Origin of the sequence: Paracoccus sp. R12_2, assembly GCF_017744015.1 — a bacterium.
Taxonomy (GTDB): domain Bacteria; phylum Pseudomonadota; class Alphaproteobacteria; order Rhodobacterales; family Rhodobacteraceae; genus Paracoccus.
The window spans coordinates 130,238-145,650 of record NZ_JAGHRA010000002.1; the positions used below are offsets into that span (position 1 = coordinate 130,238).

Genomic DNA, 15,413 nt, shown 5'->3' on the forward strand with positions numbered 1-15,413 from the left:
TCATGACCGCCAACCAGACCGACCAGACCGCCCGCGCGCCGGGGATCGGCATCGGTGCCTATATCGCCAAGCATATCCGCGAATACGGGCTGCTTTTCGCGCTGATCGCGATCATGGCCTTCTTTCAGATCGTGACCGGCGGCGTTCTGCTGAAACCCGTCAACATCACCAATCTGTTCCTGCAGAACAGCTATATCATCATCATGGCGCTGGGGATGCTGCTGGTGATCGTGGGCGGCAATATCGACCTGTCGGTCGGCTCGGTCATGGGGTTCATCGGCGCGCTGGCTGCCGTGATGATCGTCAGCTGGCAGGTTCCGGTCGGCGTGGCGATGCTGGTCTGCCTGGTGGTCGGCATGGTGATCGGCGGGATCCAGGGCTATTTCGTGGCCTACTGGAAAATCCCGTCATTCATCGTGACGCTGGCCGGGATGCTGGTCTTTCGCGGGCTGTCGCTGTGGCTGCTGGCGGGACAATCCATCGGGCCGTTCCCGCGCAGCTTCCAGGCCTTGTCCACCGGGTTCATCCCCGACCTGTTCGGGGTGGGCCGGCCGAACGCGCTGGCCATGACGATCGGCGTTGCCGCCGTTCTGCTGATCCTGTGGCTGGGGCTGCGGACGCGCGCCCGGAACGCCCGCTACGGCATCGAGGACGAGCCATGGGGCCTGTTCATCCTGCGCAACGCCATCGTGGCGGCGGCGCTGTTGTTCGTGACCTGGAAGCTGGCCTGGTTCCGCGGCCTGCCGAATGTGCTGCTGTCGATGGTGATCCTGACGGTGATCTATGTCTTCATCACCGAGCGCACGACGCTTGGCCGCCGGATCTATGCGGTCGGCGGCAATGCCAAGGCCGCCAAGCTGTCGGGCATACGGACCGAACGCCTGACCTTCCTGACCTTCGTCAACATGGGTCTTCTGGCTGCACTGGCCGGGCTGGTCTTTGCGGCGCGGCTGAACACGGCGACGCCCAAGGCGGGGTTCGCGGTCGAATTGGACGTGATCGCGGCGGTGTTCATCGGCGGTGCGTCGATGTCGGGCGGCGTTGGCAAGATCGTCGGCGCGGTGGTCGGCGCCTTCATCATGGGTGTGATGAACAACGGCATGTCCATCATGGGGATCGGTATCGACTATCAACAGGTCATCAAGGGACTGGTGTTGTTGGCCGCGGTCTTCTTCGACGTCTACAACAAGAACAAGGAAGCCTGAGCCATGTTTCTGTCGCAACTTCACTTGCCCGATGGAACGCGTGTCGTGGCGATGCGCCAAGGCGAGGCGGCGCATCTGGTGCGCGGTGCCTCAGGCACCCGCGAACTGGCGCTGGCGGCCATCGAGGCCGGGCGCAGCCTGGCGGACGAGGTCGCCTTCCGGGGTGTGGGCGATCCCGTCGATCTGGCAGCGGCGCTGGCGCAGGGGCGGATGCTGCCGCCGGTCGATCACATCGATCCCGCACATCTGCACATGACCGGCACCGGGCTGACGCATCTGGGCAGCGCCTCGACCCGCGACGCGATGCATCAGAAGACCGACCCCGAGGATCTGACCGACAGCATGAAGATGTTCCGCATGGGGCTGGAAGGCGGCAAGCCCGCGGCAGGGCAGATCGGCGCGCAGCCCGAATGGTTCTACAAGGGCAACGGATATGCCGCCGTTGCCCCGGGCGCGGCGCTGACCAGCCCCGGCTTTGCGCTGGACGCGGGCGAGGAGCCTGAAATCGCGGGTCTTTATGTCATCGCGCCGGATGGCCGACCCTTTCGTCTTGGCTTTGCCCTTGCCAATGAATTTTCGGATCATGTGACCGAACGCGGCAACTATCTGTGGCTGGCACATTCCAAGCTGCGCCCAGCCAGCTTTGGCCCCGAGATGCTGGTCGGCGATCTTCCCGCGCATGTCGAAGGCGTCAGCCGGGTGATCCGGGACGGCAGGACGATCTGGGAAAAGCCCTTCCTGTCAGGCGAGGCGAACATGTCCCACAGCCTTGCCAACCTGGAACATCACCATTTCAAATATGCGCTGTTCCGCCAGCCGGGCGATGTGCATGTCCACTTCTTCGGGACGGCGACGTTGTCGTTCGCCGACGGCATCTCGACCCGCCCCGGCGACGAATTCCAGATCGAATGCACAGCCTTTGGCCTGCCTTTGCGCAACGCCATCACCCAAGACCCCAATGACGCGACCCCGGTCGCAGTCGCAGCCCTATAGGTGCGCCATGTCCTTCACCCCCGCAAAATGGCCCCGCAAACTGCGCTCGCAGGAATGGTATGGCGGCAATTCGCGTGACACGATCTATCACCGCGGCTGGCTGAAAAATCAGGGCTATCCGCATGACCTGTTCGACGGCCGCCCGATCATCGGCATCCTGAACACATGGTCCGACCTGACGCCATGCAACGGGCATCTGCGCGAACTGGCAGAGAAGGTTAAGGCCGGCGTCTGGGAAGCCGGTGGCTTTCCGGTCGAGGTTCCGGTGTTCTCGGCGTCCGAAAACACCTTCCGCCCGTCGGCGATGATGTTTCGCAATCTGGCGGCGTTGGCGATCGAGGAAACGATACGCGGACAGCCGATGGACGGGGCGGTGCTGCTGGTCGGCTGCGACAAGACCACGCCTTCGCTGATGATGGCGGCTGCATCGACGGACATCCCGTCGATCGTCGTCACCGGCGGGCCGATGCTGAATGGCTGGTTCCGGGGCGAACGTGTCGGATCGGGCACCCATCTGTGGAAATTTTCCGAAGCCGTGAAAGCCGGCGACATGACGCAGGACGAATTCCTGGAGGCCGAGGCATCGATGTCGCGATCCTCGGGCACCTGCAACACGATGGGCACGGCGTCGACCATGGCCTCGATGGCCGAGGCGCTTGGCATGGCGCTGTCCGGCAATGCCGCCATCCCGGCGGTGGACAGCCGCCGCCGGGTGATGGCGCAACTGTCCGGTCGACGGATCGTGCAGATGGTCAAGGACGACCTGAAACCCAGCGACATTCTGACGAAGCAGGCCTTCGAGAACGCGATCCGGACGAATGGTGCGATCGGCGGATCCACCAACGCGGTCGTGCATCTGCTGGCCCTTGCCGGTCGGGTCGGGGTCGATGTGACGCTGGACGACTGGGACCGCTGCGGGCGCGACGTGAAGACCATCGTGAACCTGATGCCATCGGGCAAGTATCTGATGGAAGAATTCTTCTACGCGGGTGGCCTGCCTGTCGTCCTGCGTCGTCTGGGCGAGGCGGGACAGTTGCACAGGGATGCGCTGACCGTCAGCGGTGGCCCGATCTGGGACGAGGTGAAGGACGTCACCAACTGGAACGAGGACGTGATACTGCCTGCTGATCAGCCGCTGACCGACCAGGGCGGTATCGCGGTGCTGCGCGGCAATCTGGCGCCGAATGGCGCGGTCCTGAAGCCTTCCGCGGCCAGTCCGCATCTGCTGACCCATCGCGGTCGCGCCGTCGTGTTCGAGGATATCGACGACTACAAGGCCAGGATCAACGACGACGACCTGGATATAGACGAGACCTGCGTGATGGTGCTGAAGAACTGCGGCCCGCGCGGCTATCCGGGCATGGCCGAGGTCGGCAATATGGGCCTGCCGCCCAAGGTTCTGAAAAAGGGCATCACCGATATGGTGCGCATCTCTGACGCGCGCATGTCCGGCACCGCCTACGGCACCGTGGTCCTGCATACCAGCCCCGAGGCAGCGGCCGGCGGCCCGCTGGCGGTGGTCCGGGACGGCGACATGATCGAACTGGACGTGCCCAACCGCCGCCTGCATGTCGAGATCAGCGATCAGGAAATGGCCGCGCGTCTGGCAAAATGGCAGCCACAAGCTGGCCTGCCCGAAAGCGGCTACGCCTGGCTGCATCAGCAGCATGTGATGGGTGCGGATACCGGTGCGGACATGGACTTCCTGCGCGGCTGTCGCGGCAACCCGGTCGGAAAGGACAGCCACTGATGGCACGGAAAAAACTTGCCCTTGTCGGCATCGGAAAGATTGCTCTGGACCAGCACGTGCCCGCGCTGGCGGCCAGCCCCGACTGGGAACTGGCCGCGACGGTCAGCCGCCATGGATCGGTCGAGGGGATCGAGGGTTTTGCGGACATCCAGACCATGCTGGATAAGCGCCCGGAAATCGGCACGGTCAGCCTGTGCCTGCCGCCCGTGCCACGTTTTCACGCCGCGCAGGCGGTGCTGCGGGCAGGTCGTAACCTGATGCTGGAAAAACCACCCGGCGCGACGCTGGCCGAGGTGCATATCCTGCGTGACCTGGCGCAGGCGCATGGTGTCAGCCTGTATGCCACATGGCACAGCAGGATGGCCGAGGGTGTCGAGGCCGCCCGCCGCCTGCTGGCAGATCGTGCGATACAAGAAGGCCGGATCACATGGCGCGAGGATGTGCGCAAATGGCATCCCGGACAGAACTGGATCTTCGAGGCCGGTGGGATGGGGGTCTTCGATCCGGGCATCAACGCGCTGTCGATCCTGACCCGGATCCTGCCGGTTCCGGTTCATCTGACCGAGGCCGATCTGGACTTTCCTGCAAATCGTCAGGCACCGATCGCCGCGCGCTTGACGTTCTCGGGCGGGATTACTGCCGATTTCGATTTCCGGCAGCAAGGCCCGCAGACCTGGGACATGGAATTTCACACCGACCAAGGCATCGTCGCCCTGCGGATGGGTGGCAACCTGCTGGAAACAGACGGCCACAAGGCCGGGGGCGACGACAGCATCATGGGCGAATACCCGGCGCTTTACGCGCGCATGGCGGAACTGGTGCGGGACGGTGCGTCAGATGTGGATCTGTCGCCGATGGTGCTGGTCGCGGACGCCTTTACCCTGGGCCGCCGCGGCATCGTCGAACCGTTCGAATTCTGAAGGAGAGACAATGGCTTTCACCCCTCATGGCAAGCATCTGATCGCGGGCGAGTGGATCGCGGGGGACCGGCATTTCACCTCGCGACCCGCATCGGGGCCGGCGCATGAATTCAGTTCCGGAACGCCCCGAATGGTCGACGGCGCGGCCAGGGCCGCAGAGGACGCGTTCTGGACCTTTGGCTACACCTCGCGCGAAGATCGTGCCGCGTTTCTTGACGCCATCGCCGACGAGATCGAGGCGCGGGCCGAACAGATCACCCTGATCGGCACGCAGGAAACCGGATTGCCCGACGCCCGGCTGCAAGGCGAACGGGGCCGCACCACAGGGCAACTGCGGCTGTTCGCGGCGCATATCCGCAAGGGCGACTATCTTGACCGCCGCCATGATCCGTCACTGCCTGACCGCGAGCCGCTGCCGCGGCCGGATCTGCGGATGATCCAGCGCCCGATCGGTCCGGTGGCGGTGTTTGGGGCCTCGAATTTCCCGTTGGCCTTTTCGACCGCGGGTGGTGATACCGCATCGGCCCTCGCTGCGGGTTGCCCTGTCGTCGTCAAGGGCCATCCCGCCCATCCCGGCACCGGTGAGATCGTGGCAGAAGCCATCGACGCCGCGATCCGCAGGACCGGCATACCCGCGGGCAGTTTCAGCTTCATCCACGGCGACAGCCACGAGGTCGGACAGGCGCTGGTCCAGCATCCCTTGATCCGGGCCGTGGGCTTCACCGGCAGTCTTGCCGGTGGCCGGGCGTTGTTTGATCTGTGCGCCGCAAGGCCCGAGCCGATTCCGTTCTTCGGTGAACTGGGGTCGGTCAACCCGATGTTCCTGTTGCCAAACGCGGTCGCCGCCCGTCGTGACGACCTTGCGCGGGGCTGGGCCGGATCGCTGTCCATGGGGGCAGGGCAGTTCTGCACCAATCCAGGAATCGCGGTCATCCGCGCCGATCAGGCCGGGGAATTCGCCGCCGCAACCGTGGACGCACTTCGTGAGACGGGTGCGCAGGTGATGCTGAGCGATGGTATCGCGGAATCCTTCGCGAAGGTACGCGACCGGGTCAAGGGACAGTCGGGGGTTCGCGATCTGCTGAGCCAGACCTGCGACCGCCGTCAGGCGGCGCCGCAGCTTTACATGGTCGAAGCTGCGGACTGGCTGGAAGATCATACCCTGTCGGAAGAGGTGTTCGGCCCGCTCGGACTGATCGTGACGGCGGCGAATGACGATCAGATCGTTGCACTGGCCCACGCCTTCGAGGGGCAATTGACCGCTACACTGCATCTGGACGACGCGGATGCCGCACTTGCTGCGCGTCTTCTGCCGGTCCTTGAACGCAAGGCCGGCCGCATCCTTGCCAACGGCTTTCCGACCGGCGTCGAGGTCAGCGACGCGATGGTGCATGGCGGCCCCTATCCGGCCAGCACCAATTTCGGTGCGACCAGTGTCGGAACTTTGGCGATCCGCCGGTTCCTGCGCCCGGTCTGTTTCCAGAACATCCCCGAGAACCTGCTGCACGACGATTTGCGGGGCTGAACGTGCCTGTTTGAAATCAAAACACCAAGGGAGGATAACATGACTATCAAGACACTGATGACGACGGCCGCCGCTTTGGCGATTTCTGCCACGGCCGCTATGGCCGAGGGCGAGACGATTGGCTTCTCGCAGATCGGATCGGAATCCGGCTGGCGCGCGGCGGAAACGACGCTGACCCGGAACCAGGCGGAAGAACGGGGATATCAGCTGCAATTCTCGGACGCGCAGCAGAAGCAGGAAAACCAGATTGCGGCGATCCGATCCTTCATCGCGCAGGGCGTCGATGCGATCCTCTTGGCTCCGGTCGTCGCAACGGGCTGGGATTCCGTTCTGGAGGAGGCCAAGGAGGCCGAAATCCCGGTCGTCCTGCTGGACCGCCAGGTGGACAGCAGCGACGATCTTTACCTGACAGCGGTCGGATCGAATCTGGTCCACGAAGGCGAGGTTGCAGGTCAGTGGCTGGCCGATGCGGTGGGGGACAAGGAATGCCGCATCGTCGAATTGCAGGGCACGACGGGATCAAGCCCGGCCATCGACCGCAAGACCGGATTCGAAAACGCGATCAGCGGCCATGACAACCTGTCCATCGTGCGCAGCCAGACCGGCGATTTCACCCGCGCACAGGGCAAGGAGGTGATGGAAAGCTTCCTGCAGGCCGAGAATGGCGGTCAGGACATCTGCGCGCTGTATGCCCACAACGACGACATGGCCGTGGGCGCGATCCAGGCGATCAAGGAGGCCGGGCTTGCGCCGGGCAAGGATATCCTTGTGGTGTCGATCGATGCGGTGCCCGACATCTTCAAGGCCATGGCTGACGGTGAAGCCAACGCAACGGTCGAACTGACCCCGAACATGGCAGGACCGGCCTTCGATGCGCTCGAGGCCTATTGGGTCGACGGCACCATGCCTGAAAAGTTCATCCAGACGGAATCGAAGCTGTATACCCAATCGGACGACCCGGCCGGGGAATACGAAGCGCGCAAGGGTCTGGGTTACTAGGCCGAACATGCCGGGCCGTCTGATGGCGGCCCGGCACTACCCCCGAGGTTCCGACATGCTTCTGTCCGTGCAGGCGATGACCAAGACCTTCCCCGGCACACGTGCGCTGGACGCGGTCGATTTCGACCTGCGTGCCGGAGAGGTGCATGCCCTTCTGGGCGAAAATGGCGCCGGGAAATCGACACTGATCAAGTGCCTGACGGGTGCCTATCATCGCGATGGCGGAACCGTGACGCTGGACGGGGCGCAGATCGCGCCCCGTTCAACCGTCGAGGCGCAGGAACTGGGGATCGGCACGGTCTATCAAGAGGTCAATCTGCTGCCCAATCTGACCGTGGCGCAAAACCTGATGTTCGGCCGTGAACCGCGTCGCTGGGGACTGATCGACGGCCACGCGATGCGGGCCGAAGCACGCGAGGTGCTGGCCAGCTACGGATTGGGGGTCGATGTCGATCGTGATCTGGGCAGCTATTCGGTCGCGATCCAGCAGATCATCGCCATCGCGCGGGCCGTGTCGCTGTCGGGCAAGGTGCTGATCCTTGACGAACCGACCGCCAGTCTGGATGCCGCCGAGGTGCGGATGGTCTTTGACGTGGTGCGGTCGCTGCGCGAACGCGGGCTGGGGATCGTTTTCGTATCGCATTTTCTGGATCAGGTGTTCGAACTGTCCGATCGCGTGACGGTGCTGCGCAATGGCCAGAAGATCACGACCGAAAGCACCGCCGATCTGGACCGTGTCAGGCTGATCGAACATATGCTGGGCCGTGCGCTGGACGACGAGGTTTCGGACCAGTCCGCCGATGAGACCCCTCACCGTCGGCCAGAGATGCTGTCCTTCCGGAACTTCGGTCGGCGAGCCGTGGTCGAACCGTTTGACCTGGACGTGGCCCAGGGCGAGGTCGTCGGCCTGGCGGGACTGCTGGGATCGGGGCGGACGGAAAGCGCGGAACTGATGTTCGGTGTGCGTTCGGCCCAGACCGGCGAGGCGCGCGATCAGGCGGGCAAGCTGGACCTGTCCGGTCCGCGCGCCGCCATCGCCACCGGTTTCGGCTTCGCGCCCGAGGATCGCAAGACCGACGGGATCGTGGCGGATCTGTCGATCCGCGAGAACATCGTCCTTGGCCTGCAGGCACGGCGGGGCTGGTCGCGGCCCATCGCGCGTGCCGAACAGAACCGGCTGGCCGACGACTACATCGCGCGGCTGGATATCCGCACTTCGGGACGCGAAAAGGCGATCGGGGATCTGTCGGGCGGCAATCAGCAAAAGGTGGTTCTGGCCCGCTGGCTGGCGATGAACCCGCGCTTTCTGATCCTTGACGAACCCACCCGCGGTATCGACGTCGGAGCGCATGCCGAAATCCTGCGCCTGATCCGCGAACTGACCCAGGCCGGCATGTCGGTCCTGGTCATCAGTAGCGAGATCGACGAGCTGGTCGCCGTGGCCGACCGCGTGATCGTGGTCCGCGACCGCCGCCATGTCGCGGAATTATCGGGCCGACGCGTGACCGGCGACGAGATCATGCGCGCCATTGCCAGCGACGACGAGGAAGGAGACGCGGCATGACCCTGCTGAGACGCATCGCGCCACAGTTGTTCGCGCTGGCCGCGCTGATCGCACTGGTCTCGGCTTTCTTTCCCGGTTTCCTCAGCGTGCAGATCAATGACGGCCGTCTGGTCGGGCCGGTCATCGACGTGCTGAAACGCGGCGCTCCGGTGGCGTTGCTGTCGATCGGCATGACGCTGGTCATCGCGACACGCGGCATCGACCTGTCGGTGGGCACGATCATGGCGATCTGCGGTGCGGTTTCTGCCGCCAGCATTGCGGGCGGCATGGGTTTGGTGCCGGCGCTGGCGGCAGGGCTGCTGGCGGGGGCGGCTGCTGGCCTGTGGAACGGCGCGCTTGTCGCCATCGTCGGCATCCAGCCCTTTGTCGCCACGCTGATCCTGATGACCATGGGTCGCGGCATCGCGCAGCTGATCACCGAGGGGCGCATCCTGACATTCACCGACCCGGGCTTTGCGTTTCTGGGATCTGGCACCGTGCTGGGCCTGCCGGTTCCGGCATGGTTATGGCTGCTGACCGGGGCAGGGGTCGCAGCCCTGATGCGGCGAACCGCGCTTGGCATGCTGATCGAGGCCACCGGCATCAACCGGCGTGCCAGCGCGCTGGCGGGCGTCAACGCGACCGTGCTGCTGATCGCGGTCTATGTTGCATCGGGGCTGTGTGCGGCGCTGGCGGGGATCATCGTGACCGCCGATATCCGCGGTGCTGATGCCAACAATGCCGGGCTGTGGCTGGAACTGGACGCGATCCTGGCGGTGGTCATCGGGGGCAATTCCTTGCTGGGCGGCCGGTTCTCGATCATCGGCTCGCTTCTGGGGGCGATGATCATCCAGACCATCGATACCGGCATCCTGCTGGCGGGGTTCCCGTCGGAATACAACCTGGTCATCAAGGCGGGGCTGGTGCTGGTCATCCTTGTCCTGCAATCGCCGCGCATCGCCGCCGAATGGCGGCTGTGGCGCGAAAGCCAGCGCGCCAGCCGCGAGGTGCAGGCGCAACGGAGGCATTCATGAACACCCGCGCGCTGCCCCTGTATGCGACTATCGCGATCTTCCTGATCGCCTATCTGCTGTGCTGGCTGCAGTTCCCGAATATTCTGTCCACACGCGTCATCGGCAACCTGCTGACCGACAACGCCTATCTGGGAATCGTGGCGGTCGGGATGACGCTGGTGATCCTGTCGGGCGGGATCGACCTGTCGGTCGGATCCGTCATCGCCTTTTCCGGCGTGTTCATCGCCGTGGTGCTGCGCGACACATCGCTGCATCCGCTGCTGGTCTTCGCGATGCTGCTGGCCATCACGACCGCCTTCGGTGCGGCGATGGGGGTGTTGATCGACCGGCTGGCCATGCCCGCCTTCATCGTCACCCTGGCCGGCATGTTCCTGGCGCGGGGTGCGGCCTACATGCTGTCGATCGATTCCGTGCCGATCCAGCATCCGTTCTACAAGGCGTTGCAATCGACCTATTACCTGATGCCGGGTAAGGGGCGGTTGACCCTGATCGGCGTGGTGATGGTGTTGACGGTGATCGTCGGCATGATCGTCGCCCACAAGACCCGTTTCGGCGCCTCGGTCTATGCGCTTGGCGGTGGCGAACAGACGGCCCGGCTGATGGGCGTCCGGCAGGGACGCACCACGATGCTTGTCTATGCGTTCTCGGGATTGATGGCGGGTCTGTCTGGAATCGTCTTTTCGATCTATACCGGGTCTGGCTATTCGCTGGCCACGGTCGGCACCGAACTGACCGCCATCGCCGCGGTGGTGATCGGCGGCACGCTGCTGACGGGGGGCGCGGGCTACATGTTCGGCACGCTGGTCGGCGTGCTGACCATGGGGCTGATCCAGACCTACATCGTGTTCGACGGCAGCCTTTCCAGCTGGTGGACAAAGATCGTCATCGGCATCCTGCTGCTGGTCTTCATTCTGCTGCAGAAGGGTCTGCTGAAGCTGTCGCAATCCAGACTGACCGGAGCATCCGCATGATCCCGTTCGACACCCGTATCTGCGAACTGGGCGAAGGCCCGATCTGGCATCCGGCGCGCGAACAGTTCTTCTGGTTCGATATCCTGAACCGGCGCCTGCTGTCCCGCGATGCGGACCGTGCGTGGGAATGGCGCTTTGAAAGGATGGCCTCTGCGGCGGGCTGGGTCGATCATGATCGTCTGCTGATCGCGACCGAAACCGGGCTGGCGCTGATGGACCTGCGGGATGGTGATCTGCATGAGATCGCCCAGATCGAATCCGACAATCCCCAGACACGGTCGAATGACGGGCGCGCGGACCGCCAGGGCGGGTTCTGGATCGGAACCATGGGCAAGCAGGCGGCAGACGGCGCGGGCGCGATCTGGCGCTGGTATCGTGGCGAACTGCGCAGGCTGGTCGAGAGTATCACCATCCCGAACGCGATCTGCTTTTCGCCCGATGGCTCCGTCGCGCATTATGCCGACACGCGCGCGGGCAAGGTCTGGCGGCAGGCGCTGGACAATGACGGCTGGCCGCAGGGGGCGCCGGCGCTGTATCTGGATTGCGCGGCGATGGGGCTGAACCCCGATGGCGCGGTCATCGATTCCCATGGGGCGTTCTGCGTCGCTTGTTGGGGATCGGGCGCGGTGATCCGCTTCGCGACCGACGGCACGCGCATCGACAGCTACGACGTTGGCGGACGCCACAGCAGTTGCCCGGCCTTCGGCGGCCCGGACATGCGCGATCTGCTGGTGACCACCGCGCAGGAGGGTATCAAGAACCCTGACGCGGCGCAGGGTCTTCCCTATCTGATCCGCGCCGCCGTTCCCGGCCTTCCCGAGCCGCGGGTGATCCTGTGATACAGGTTTTTGGAACGCTGCCAGATGGGCGCGACGTGCACCGGATCAGCCTGCAGGCCGGACGGCTGAGCGCGCAGGTGCTGACGTTGGGGGCGATCGTGCAGGATCTGCGTCTGGACGGGGTCGCCCACCCGCTGGTGCTGGGATGTCCGGACGTCACCTCGTATCTGGGACCGGCGCGCTATTTTGGCGCCCTCGTCGGGCGCTTCGCCAACCGGATCGGGAATGGCTGCTTCACCCTGGACGGGCGCGACTATCGCACCGATGCGAATTTTCTGGGCCGTCACACTCTGCATGGCGGCGCGGACGGTGCGGATGTCCAGAATTGGCAGGTCGAGGCGCAGGCCGATGATCATGTCATCATGGGCCTCACGATGCCCGACGGGCATATGGGATTTCCCGGAGATCTGCGCATCACGGCCCGGATCGCACTGAAGGACGACGCACTGGAAATCGGGTTGAGCGCGGTGACGGATGCTCCGACGATCTGCAGTCTGGCGCATCACGGGTTCTTCGATCTGGACGGGCAGGGTGACGTTCGCCGTCATGCGCTGATGATCGCCGCCGACCGCTATCTGCCGGTCGATGCCGACCTGATCCCGACAGGAGAGGCGGCGACGGTGACCGACACAGACTTCGATTTCCGCAAGAACCGGATGATCGGCACCGGCGGCTATGACCACAATTTCTGCCTGTCCGATGGGCAGCAGCCTCTGCGCCCGGTCGCGCGGTTGACCGGCGAAAGCGGGCTGTCGATGGTGGTCGAAACGACGGCCTGCGGGCTGCAAATGTATGATGGCGTGCATATCGACGGGATCGGTGGACTGGATGGCCGCCGCTATGGCCCTCACGCGGGACTGGCGCTGGAGACGCAGTTCTGGCCCGACGCGCCGAACCGGGCGGGCTTTCCCAGCGCGATCCTGCGGCCGGGGTGCGAATATCAAGAGGTCACGCGTTATCGGTTCGCGCGGTTCTAGCGATCAGTGCGGACCCACCAGATGCAGGGCCAGACCGGCCAGCGCAGCGCCGGTCAACGTCGCGGCCATGCCAAGCCGCTGCGCCTATCCTCCCAACCAGCGCCGCAAGTGCGATCAGCAGCGGAAAGGGGGCGGCAAACAGGAACAGCGCCAGAAATGACGACAGCGCGTTCAGACGCATAGGCGCAGCTTAACAGCATGATCGTCGCAAGTGTTTGTCCACTCTGCTCGAACAGTCAGCGCAAAGCAGCAGGCCTAATCGCGGCGCTTGAGGGCGCATATCTCGTTGCCATGACGCGAGACGCGCCGAACCTGAAAGGAAAAAATCATGAAACGCTTTGCCATTGTCTTGACCGCCCTTGGACTTGCCGCCGGTGCCGCACAGGCCGCAAGTTTTGACGAGCCGCACAACAGCCCTGTTCGTCCCTTCACGGCCGAACAGACCTCGCAAGTCCGGGCCGACGAAGTCCTGTCGCCGCGCGAGCTGAACCAGCGAGACATCGCCCCCGACGCCGTGATCGAGGTGACCAGCTTTCCGTCGAGCGATCGCATCGATCCGCCAAGCCGGAACGACTGATAGCCCGTGGGCGTAAGCCCGGGCGTGGATGCGGGCCGATCGGTGATCGCCTGACACCTGACATTCTGGGACACGCGGCCGCGCCGAACCTGCAAAGGTTCGGCGCGGACTTTTCTTTTCGTCGATTTGGTTCCAATAAGGGCCGCCGGGAAGGGTCTTCGCATCATGCTCGCCCACCCCTTCAGCGCCTGGAAAGAATCATGGATATCGCAGTACTGCGTTGTTTTGTCAGTGTTCTGGAAGAGGGTGGCTTTGCCGCCGCCGCCCGGCGCATGGGCATATCCAGAAGCCTGTGCAGCAAGTATGTTTCGGATCTCGAAGCTGATCTGGGGACGCGTCTGTTCACCCGCACGACGCGATCGGTCGTCCCAACCGCCGCAGGCACATTCTATGCAACGCGGGTGCGCGATGCGCTGCGTCGGCTGGATGAGGCGACCGAGGCCGTGCGTGCGGTGTCCGGACACCCGGCGGGCCCGCTGAAGATCGGATCGCCCATCGCCTATACCTTGAAGATCCTGCAACCGCATCTGCTACGGTTCATGGAAACCTATCCCGATATCCGGCTGGAGGTCGTGCTGGACGATGGCCGCGCCGATCTGATCGGCGAGGGCTATGATGCCGTGATCCGGATCGGCCAGCTTGAGGATTCCATGCTGCTTGCCCGGCGCCTGCAGGAAGTGCCGGTGATGCTGGTCGCCGCGCCTGCCTATCTTGAAACGGGCGGCATCCCGCAAGAGCCCACCGATCTTCTGCGGCACCGCTGCCTGCACTACAGCAACCTGCGCGGTGCCGGAACCTGGCCCATGCAGCGTGGCCGCGAGATGATCCACCAGCGGATTCAGCCGGTATTTTCCAGCAACAACGGCGAAATGCTGCGGGCGATGGCCGTTGGCGGAAAGGGCATCGCCATGCTGCCCCAGTTCGTCATCGGCGACGAGATCGAACAGGGACACTTGGTTTCGGTCCTTGAGGATTATCGGCTTCCGGATCTGCCGATCAGCCTGGTCTATCCGTCGCGCAAGCTGATCACCGCAGCGATGCGCCATTTTCTGGATTTCATGGAGAACGTGGATCTTAGACGGTAATCATCGCCGAACTTGCATCCTGTTCAGTCGCGGTGCGACAAGGCGGCATGGCACGGATAAATGAAGATAGCCCTGCGGATCGCCTGACGCGTCAGGGCATGGTCGCGATGGTGGCTGCGACGCTGCTTTTGCCGGTTGGCGATGCGCTGTCGAAATTGCTGACAGGGATCGTGCCGCCGTTCGATGTGACCGCGTGGCGGACCGTCATGCAGGCGATGTTTCTGATCCCGGTTGCGATATTGTTGCGCAATCGGCTGACGGGGGCGGTCTTCTCTTGGCCCGCCCTGCTGTCGGGGGCGTTGATCTCGGCCGCGATGTTCTCTCTGATCAGCGCCTTCCAGCAGATGCCGATCGCCACCGCGATCGCGATATTCTTCATCGAACCGCTGCTGCTGACACTGCTTGCCGCGCCGCTTCTGGGTGAGGTGCCGGGACGGCGGCGGCTGATCGCGGTCGGGATCGGCCTGATCGGCGCGTTGATCGTGATCAGGCCAAATCTTGCCACCTTCGGTCCGGTTGCACTGTGGCCTCTGGGGGCGGCGCTGGCGTTCGCGCTGAACATGATCGTGCTGCGCAAGGCGACGCGGACCCGGTCGGCCCTGTCCGTCCAGATCGGCGCCACCATCTCGGCGGCGCTGCTGCTGATCGGCGTGCAGGTGCTGGCCGGCGTCGCCTTCGATCGGGCGATTCCCAACCCCTTCGACCTTCCGGCATGGGCGGTCGGTGCGCTGCTTGCGGCCGGGGCGCTGGCCGCGTTCACCTTCGTGTTGATCGCCGTGGCGTTCAGCAAGGCCGAGGCGGGGGTGCTGGCGCCGTTCCAGTATCTTGAGATCGTCGGCGCCACGATCGTGGGATATCTGGTCTTCGGCGACCTTCCCGACGCGCTGACCTGGCTGGGAACGGCAATCATTCTGGGTGCCGGAATGTATGTCTTCTACCGAGAGCGTCAGAGCGGACGCGGCCTCACCGGCCAACAATCCAGCTAGCCAGATGAC

At 64.3% G+C, this 15,413-nt stretch carries 14 protein-coding genes; all 14 read left to right on the forward strand.

What is annotated here, in order from left to right; all coding sequences use genetic code 11:
* Window positions 1-2: 2 nt before the first annotated feature.
* The 14 genes from mmsB (at window position 3) to J7359_RS03315 (ending at window position 15,404) form a co-directional block, all read left to right on the forward strand.
* Window positions 3-1,205 (forward strand): multiple monosaccharide ABC transporter permease, encoded by a 1,203-nt coding sequence (gene mmsB, locus J7359_RS03250; protein WP_247740152.1) that lies wholly within the window; start codon window positions 3-5, stop codon window positions 1,203-1,205.
* Between the two features lie 3 nt (window positions 1,206-1,208).
* Window positions 1,209-2,198 carry an AraD1 family protein gene (gene araD1 / locus J7359_RS03255; RefSeq protein WP_209055105.1) on the forward strand — a complete coding sequence of 330 codons (990 nt, stop codon included), beginning with the start codon at window positions 1,209-1,211 and terminating at the stop codon, window positions 2,196-2,198.
* Window positions 2,199-2,205: 7 nt separating this feature from the next.
* On the forward strand, window positions 2,206-3,948 hold the full coding sequence (gene araD, locus J7359_RS03260; RefSeq protein WP_209055106.1) for an L-arabinonate dehydratase: 1,743 nt from the start codon (window positions 2,206-2,208) through the stop codon (window positions 3,946-3,948).
* The gene (locus tag J7359_RS03265; protein ID WP_209055107.1) at window positions 3,948-4,868 is read left to right on the forward strand and encodes a Gfo/Idh/MocA family oxidoreductase; all 921 of its coding nucleotides are present in this window, start codon (window positions 3,948-3,950) and stop codon (window positions 4,866-4,868) included. Before araD ends, J7359_RS03265 begins: the two co-directional genes overlap by 1 nt.
* A gap of 10 nt (window positions 4,869-4,878) precedes the next feature.
* Complete coding sequence (locus J7359_RS03270) at window positions 4,879-6,393, forward strand: aldehyde dehydrogenase (NADP(+)) (protein ID WP_209055108.1); 1,515 nt, start codon at window positions 4,879-4,881, stop codon at window positions 6,391-6,393.
* A 39-nt stretch (window positions 6,394-6,432) separates the two neighbouring features.
* On the forward strand, window positions 6,433-7,392 hold the full coding sequence (gene ytfQ, locus J7359_RS03275; RefSeq protein ID WP_209055109.1) for a galactofuranose ABC transporter, galactofuranose-binding protein YtfQ: 960 nt from the start codon (window positions 6,433-6,435) through the stop codon (window positions 7,390-7,392).
* A gap of 55 nt (window positions 7,393-7,447) precedes the next feature.
* On the forward strand, window positions 7,448-8,956 hold the full coding sequence (locus J7359_RS03280; protein ID WP_209055110.1) for a sugar ABC transporter ATP-binding protein: 1,509 nt from the start codon (window positions 7,448-7,450) through the stop codon (window positions 8,954-8,956).
* Entirely contained in the window at window positions 8,953-9,969 is a 1,017-nt protein-coding gene (locus tag J7359_RS03285) for an ABC transporter permease (protein ID WP_209055111.1), read from the forward strand. The genes J7359_RS03280 and J7359_RS03285 overlap by 4 nt, the downstream gene beginning before the upstream one ends.
* The gene (gene yjfF, locus J7359_RS03290) at window positions 9,966-10,940 is read left to right on the forward strand and encodes a galactofuranose ABC transporter, permease protein YjfF (protein ID WP_209055112.1); all 975 of its coding nucleotides are present in this window, start codon (window positions 9,966-9,968) and stop codon (window positions 10,938-10,940) included. Before J7359_RS03285 ends, yjfF begins: the two co-directional genes overlap by 4 nt.
* Complete coding sequence (locus tag J7359_RS03295) at window positions 10,937-11,779, forward strand: SMP-30/gluconolactonase/LRE family protein (RefSeq protein WP_209055113.1); 843 nt, start codon at window positions 10,937-10,939, stop codon at window positions 11,777-11,779. The genes yjfF and J7359_RS03295 overlap by 4 nt, the downstream gene beginning before the upstream one ends.
* Window positions 11,776-12,756 (forward strand): aldose epimerase family protein, encoded by a 981-nt coding sequence (locus J7359_RS03300; protein ID WP_209055114.1) that lies wholly within the window; start codon window positions 11,776-11,778, stop codon window positions 12,754-12,756. Before J7359_RS03295 ends, J7359_RS03300 begins: the two co-directional genes overlap by 4 nt.
* A gap of 328 nt (window positions 12,757-13,084) precedes the next feature.
* On the forward strand, window positions 13,085-13,333 hold the full coding sequence (locus J7359_RS03305; protein ID WP_209055115.1) for a hypothetical protein: 249 nt from the start codon (window positions 13,085-13,087) through the stop codon (window positions 13,331-13,333).
* A gap of 200 nt (window positions 13,334-13,533) precedes the next feature.
* Window positions 13,534-14,418 (forward strand): LysR family transcriptional regulator, encoded by an 885-nt coding sequence (locus J7359_RS03310; protein WP_209055116.1) that lies wholly within the window; start codon window positions 13,534-13,536, stop codon window positions 14,416-14,418.
* Between the two features lie 47 nt (window positions 14,419-14,465).
* Window positions 14,466-15,404, forward strand: coding sequence for a DMT family transporter (locus J7359_RS03315; protein WP_247740153.1), 939 nt, complete (start codon window positions 14,466-14,468; stop codon window positions 15,402-15,404).
* Window positions 15,405-15,413 lie beyond the last annotated feature (9 nt).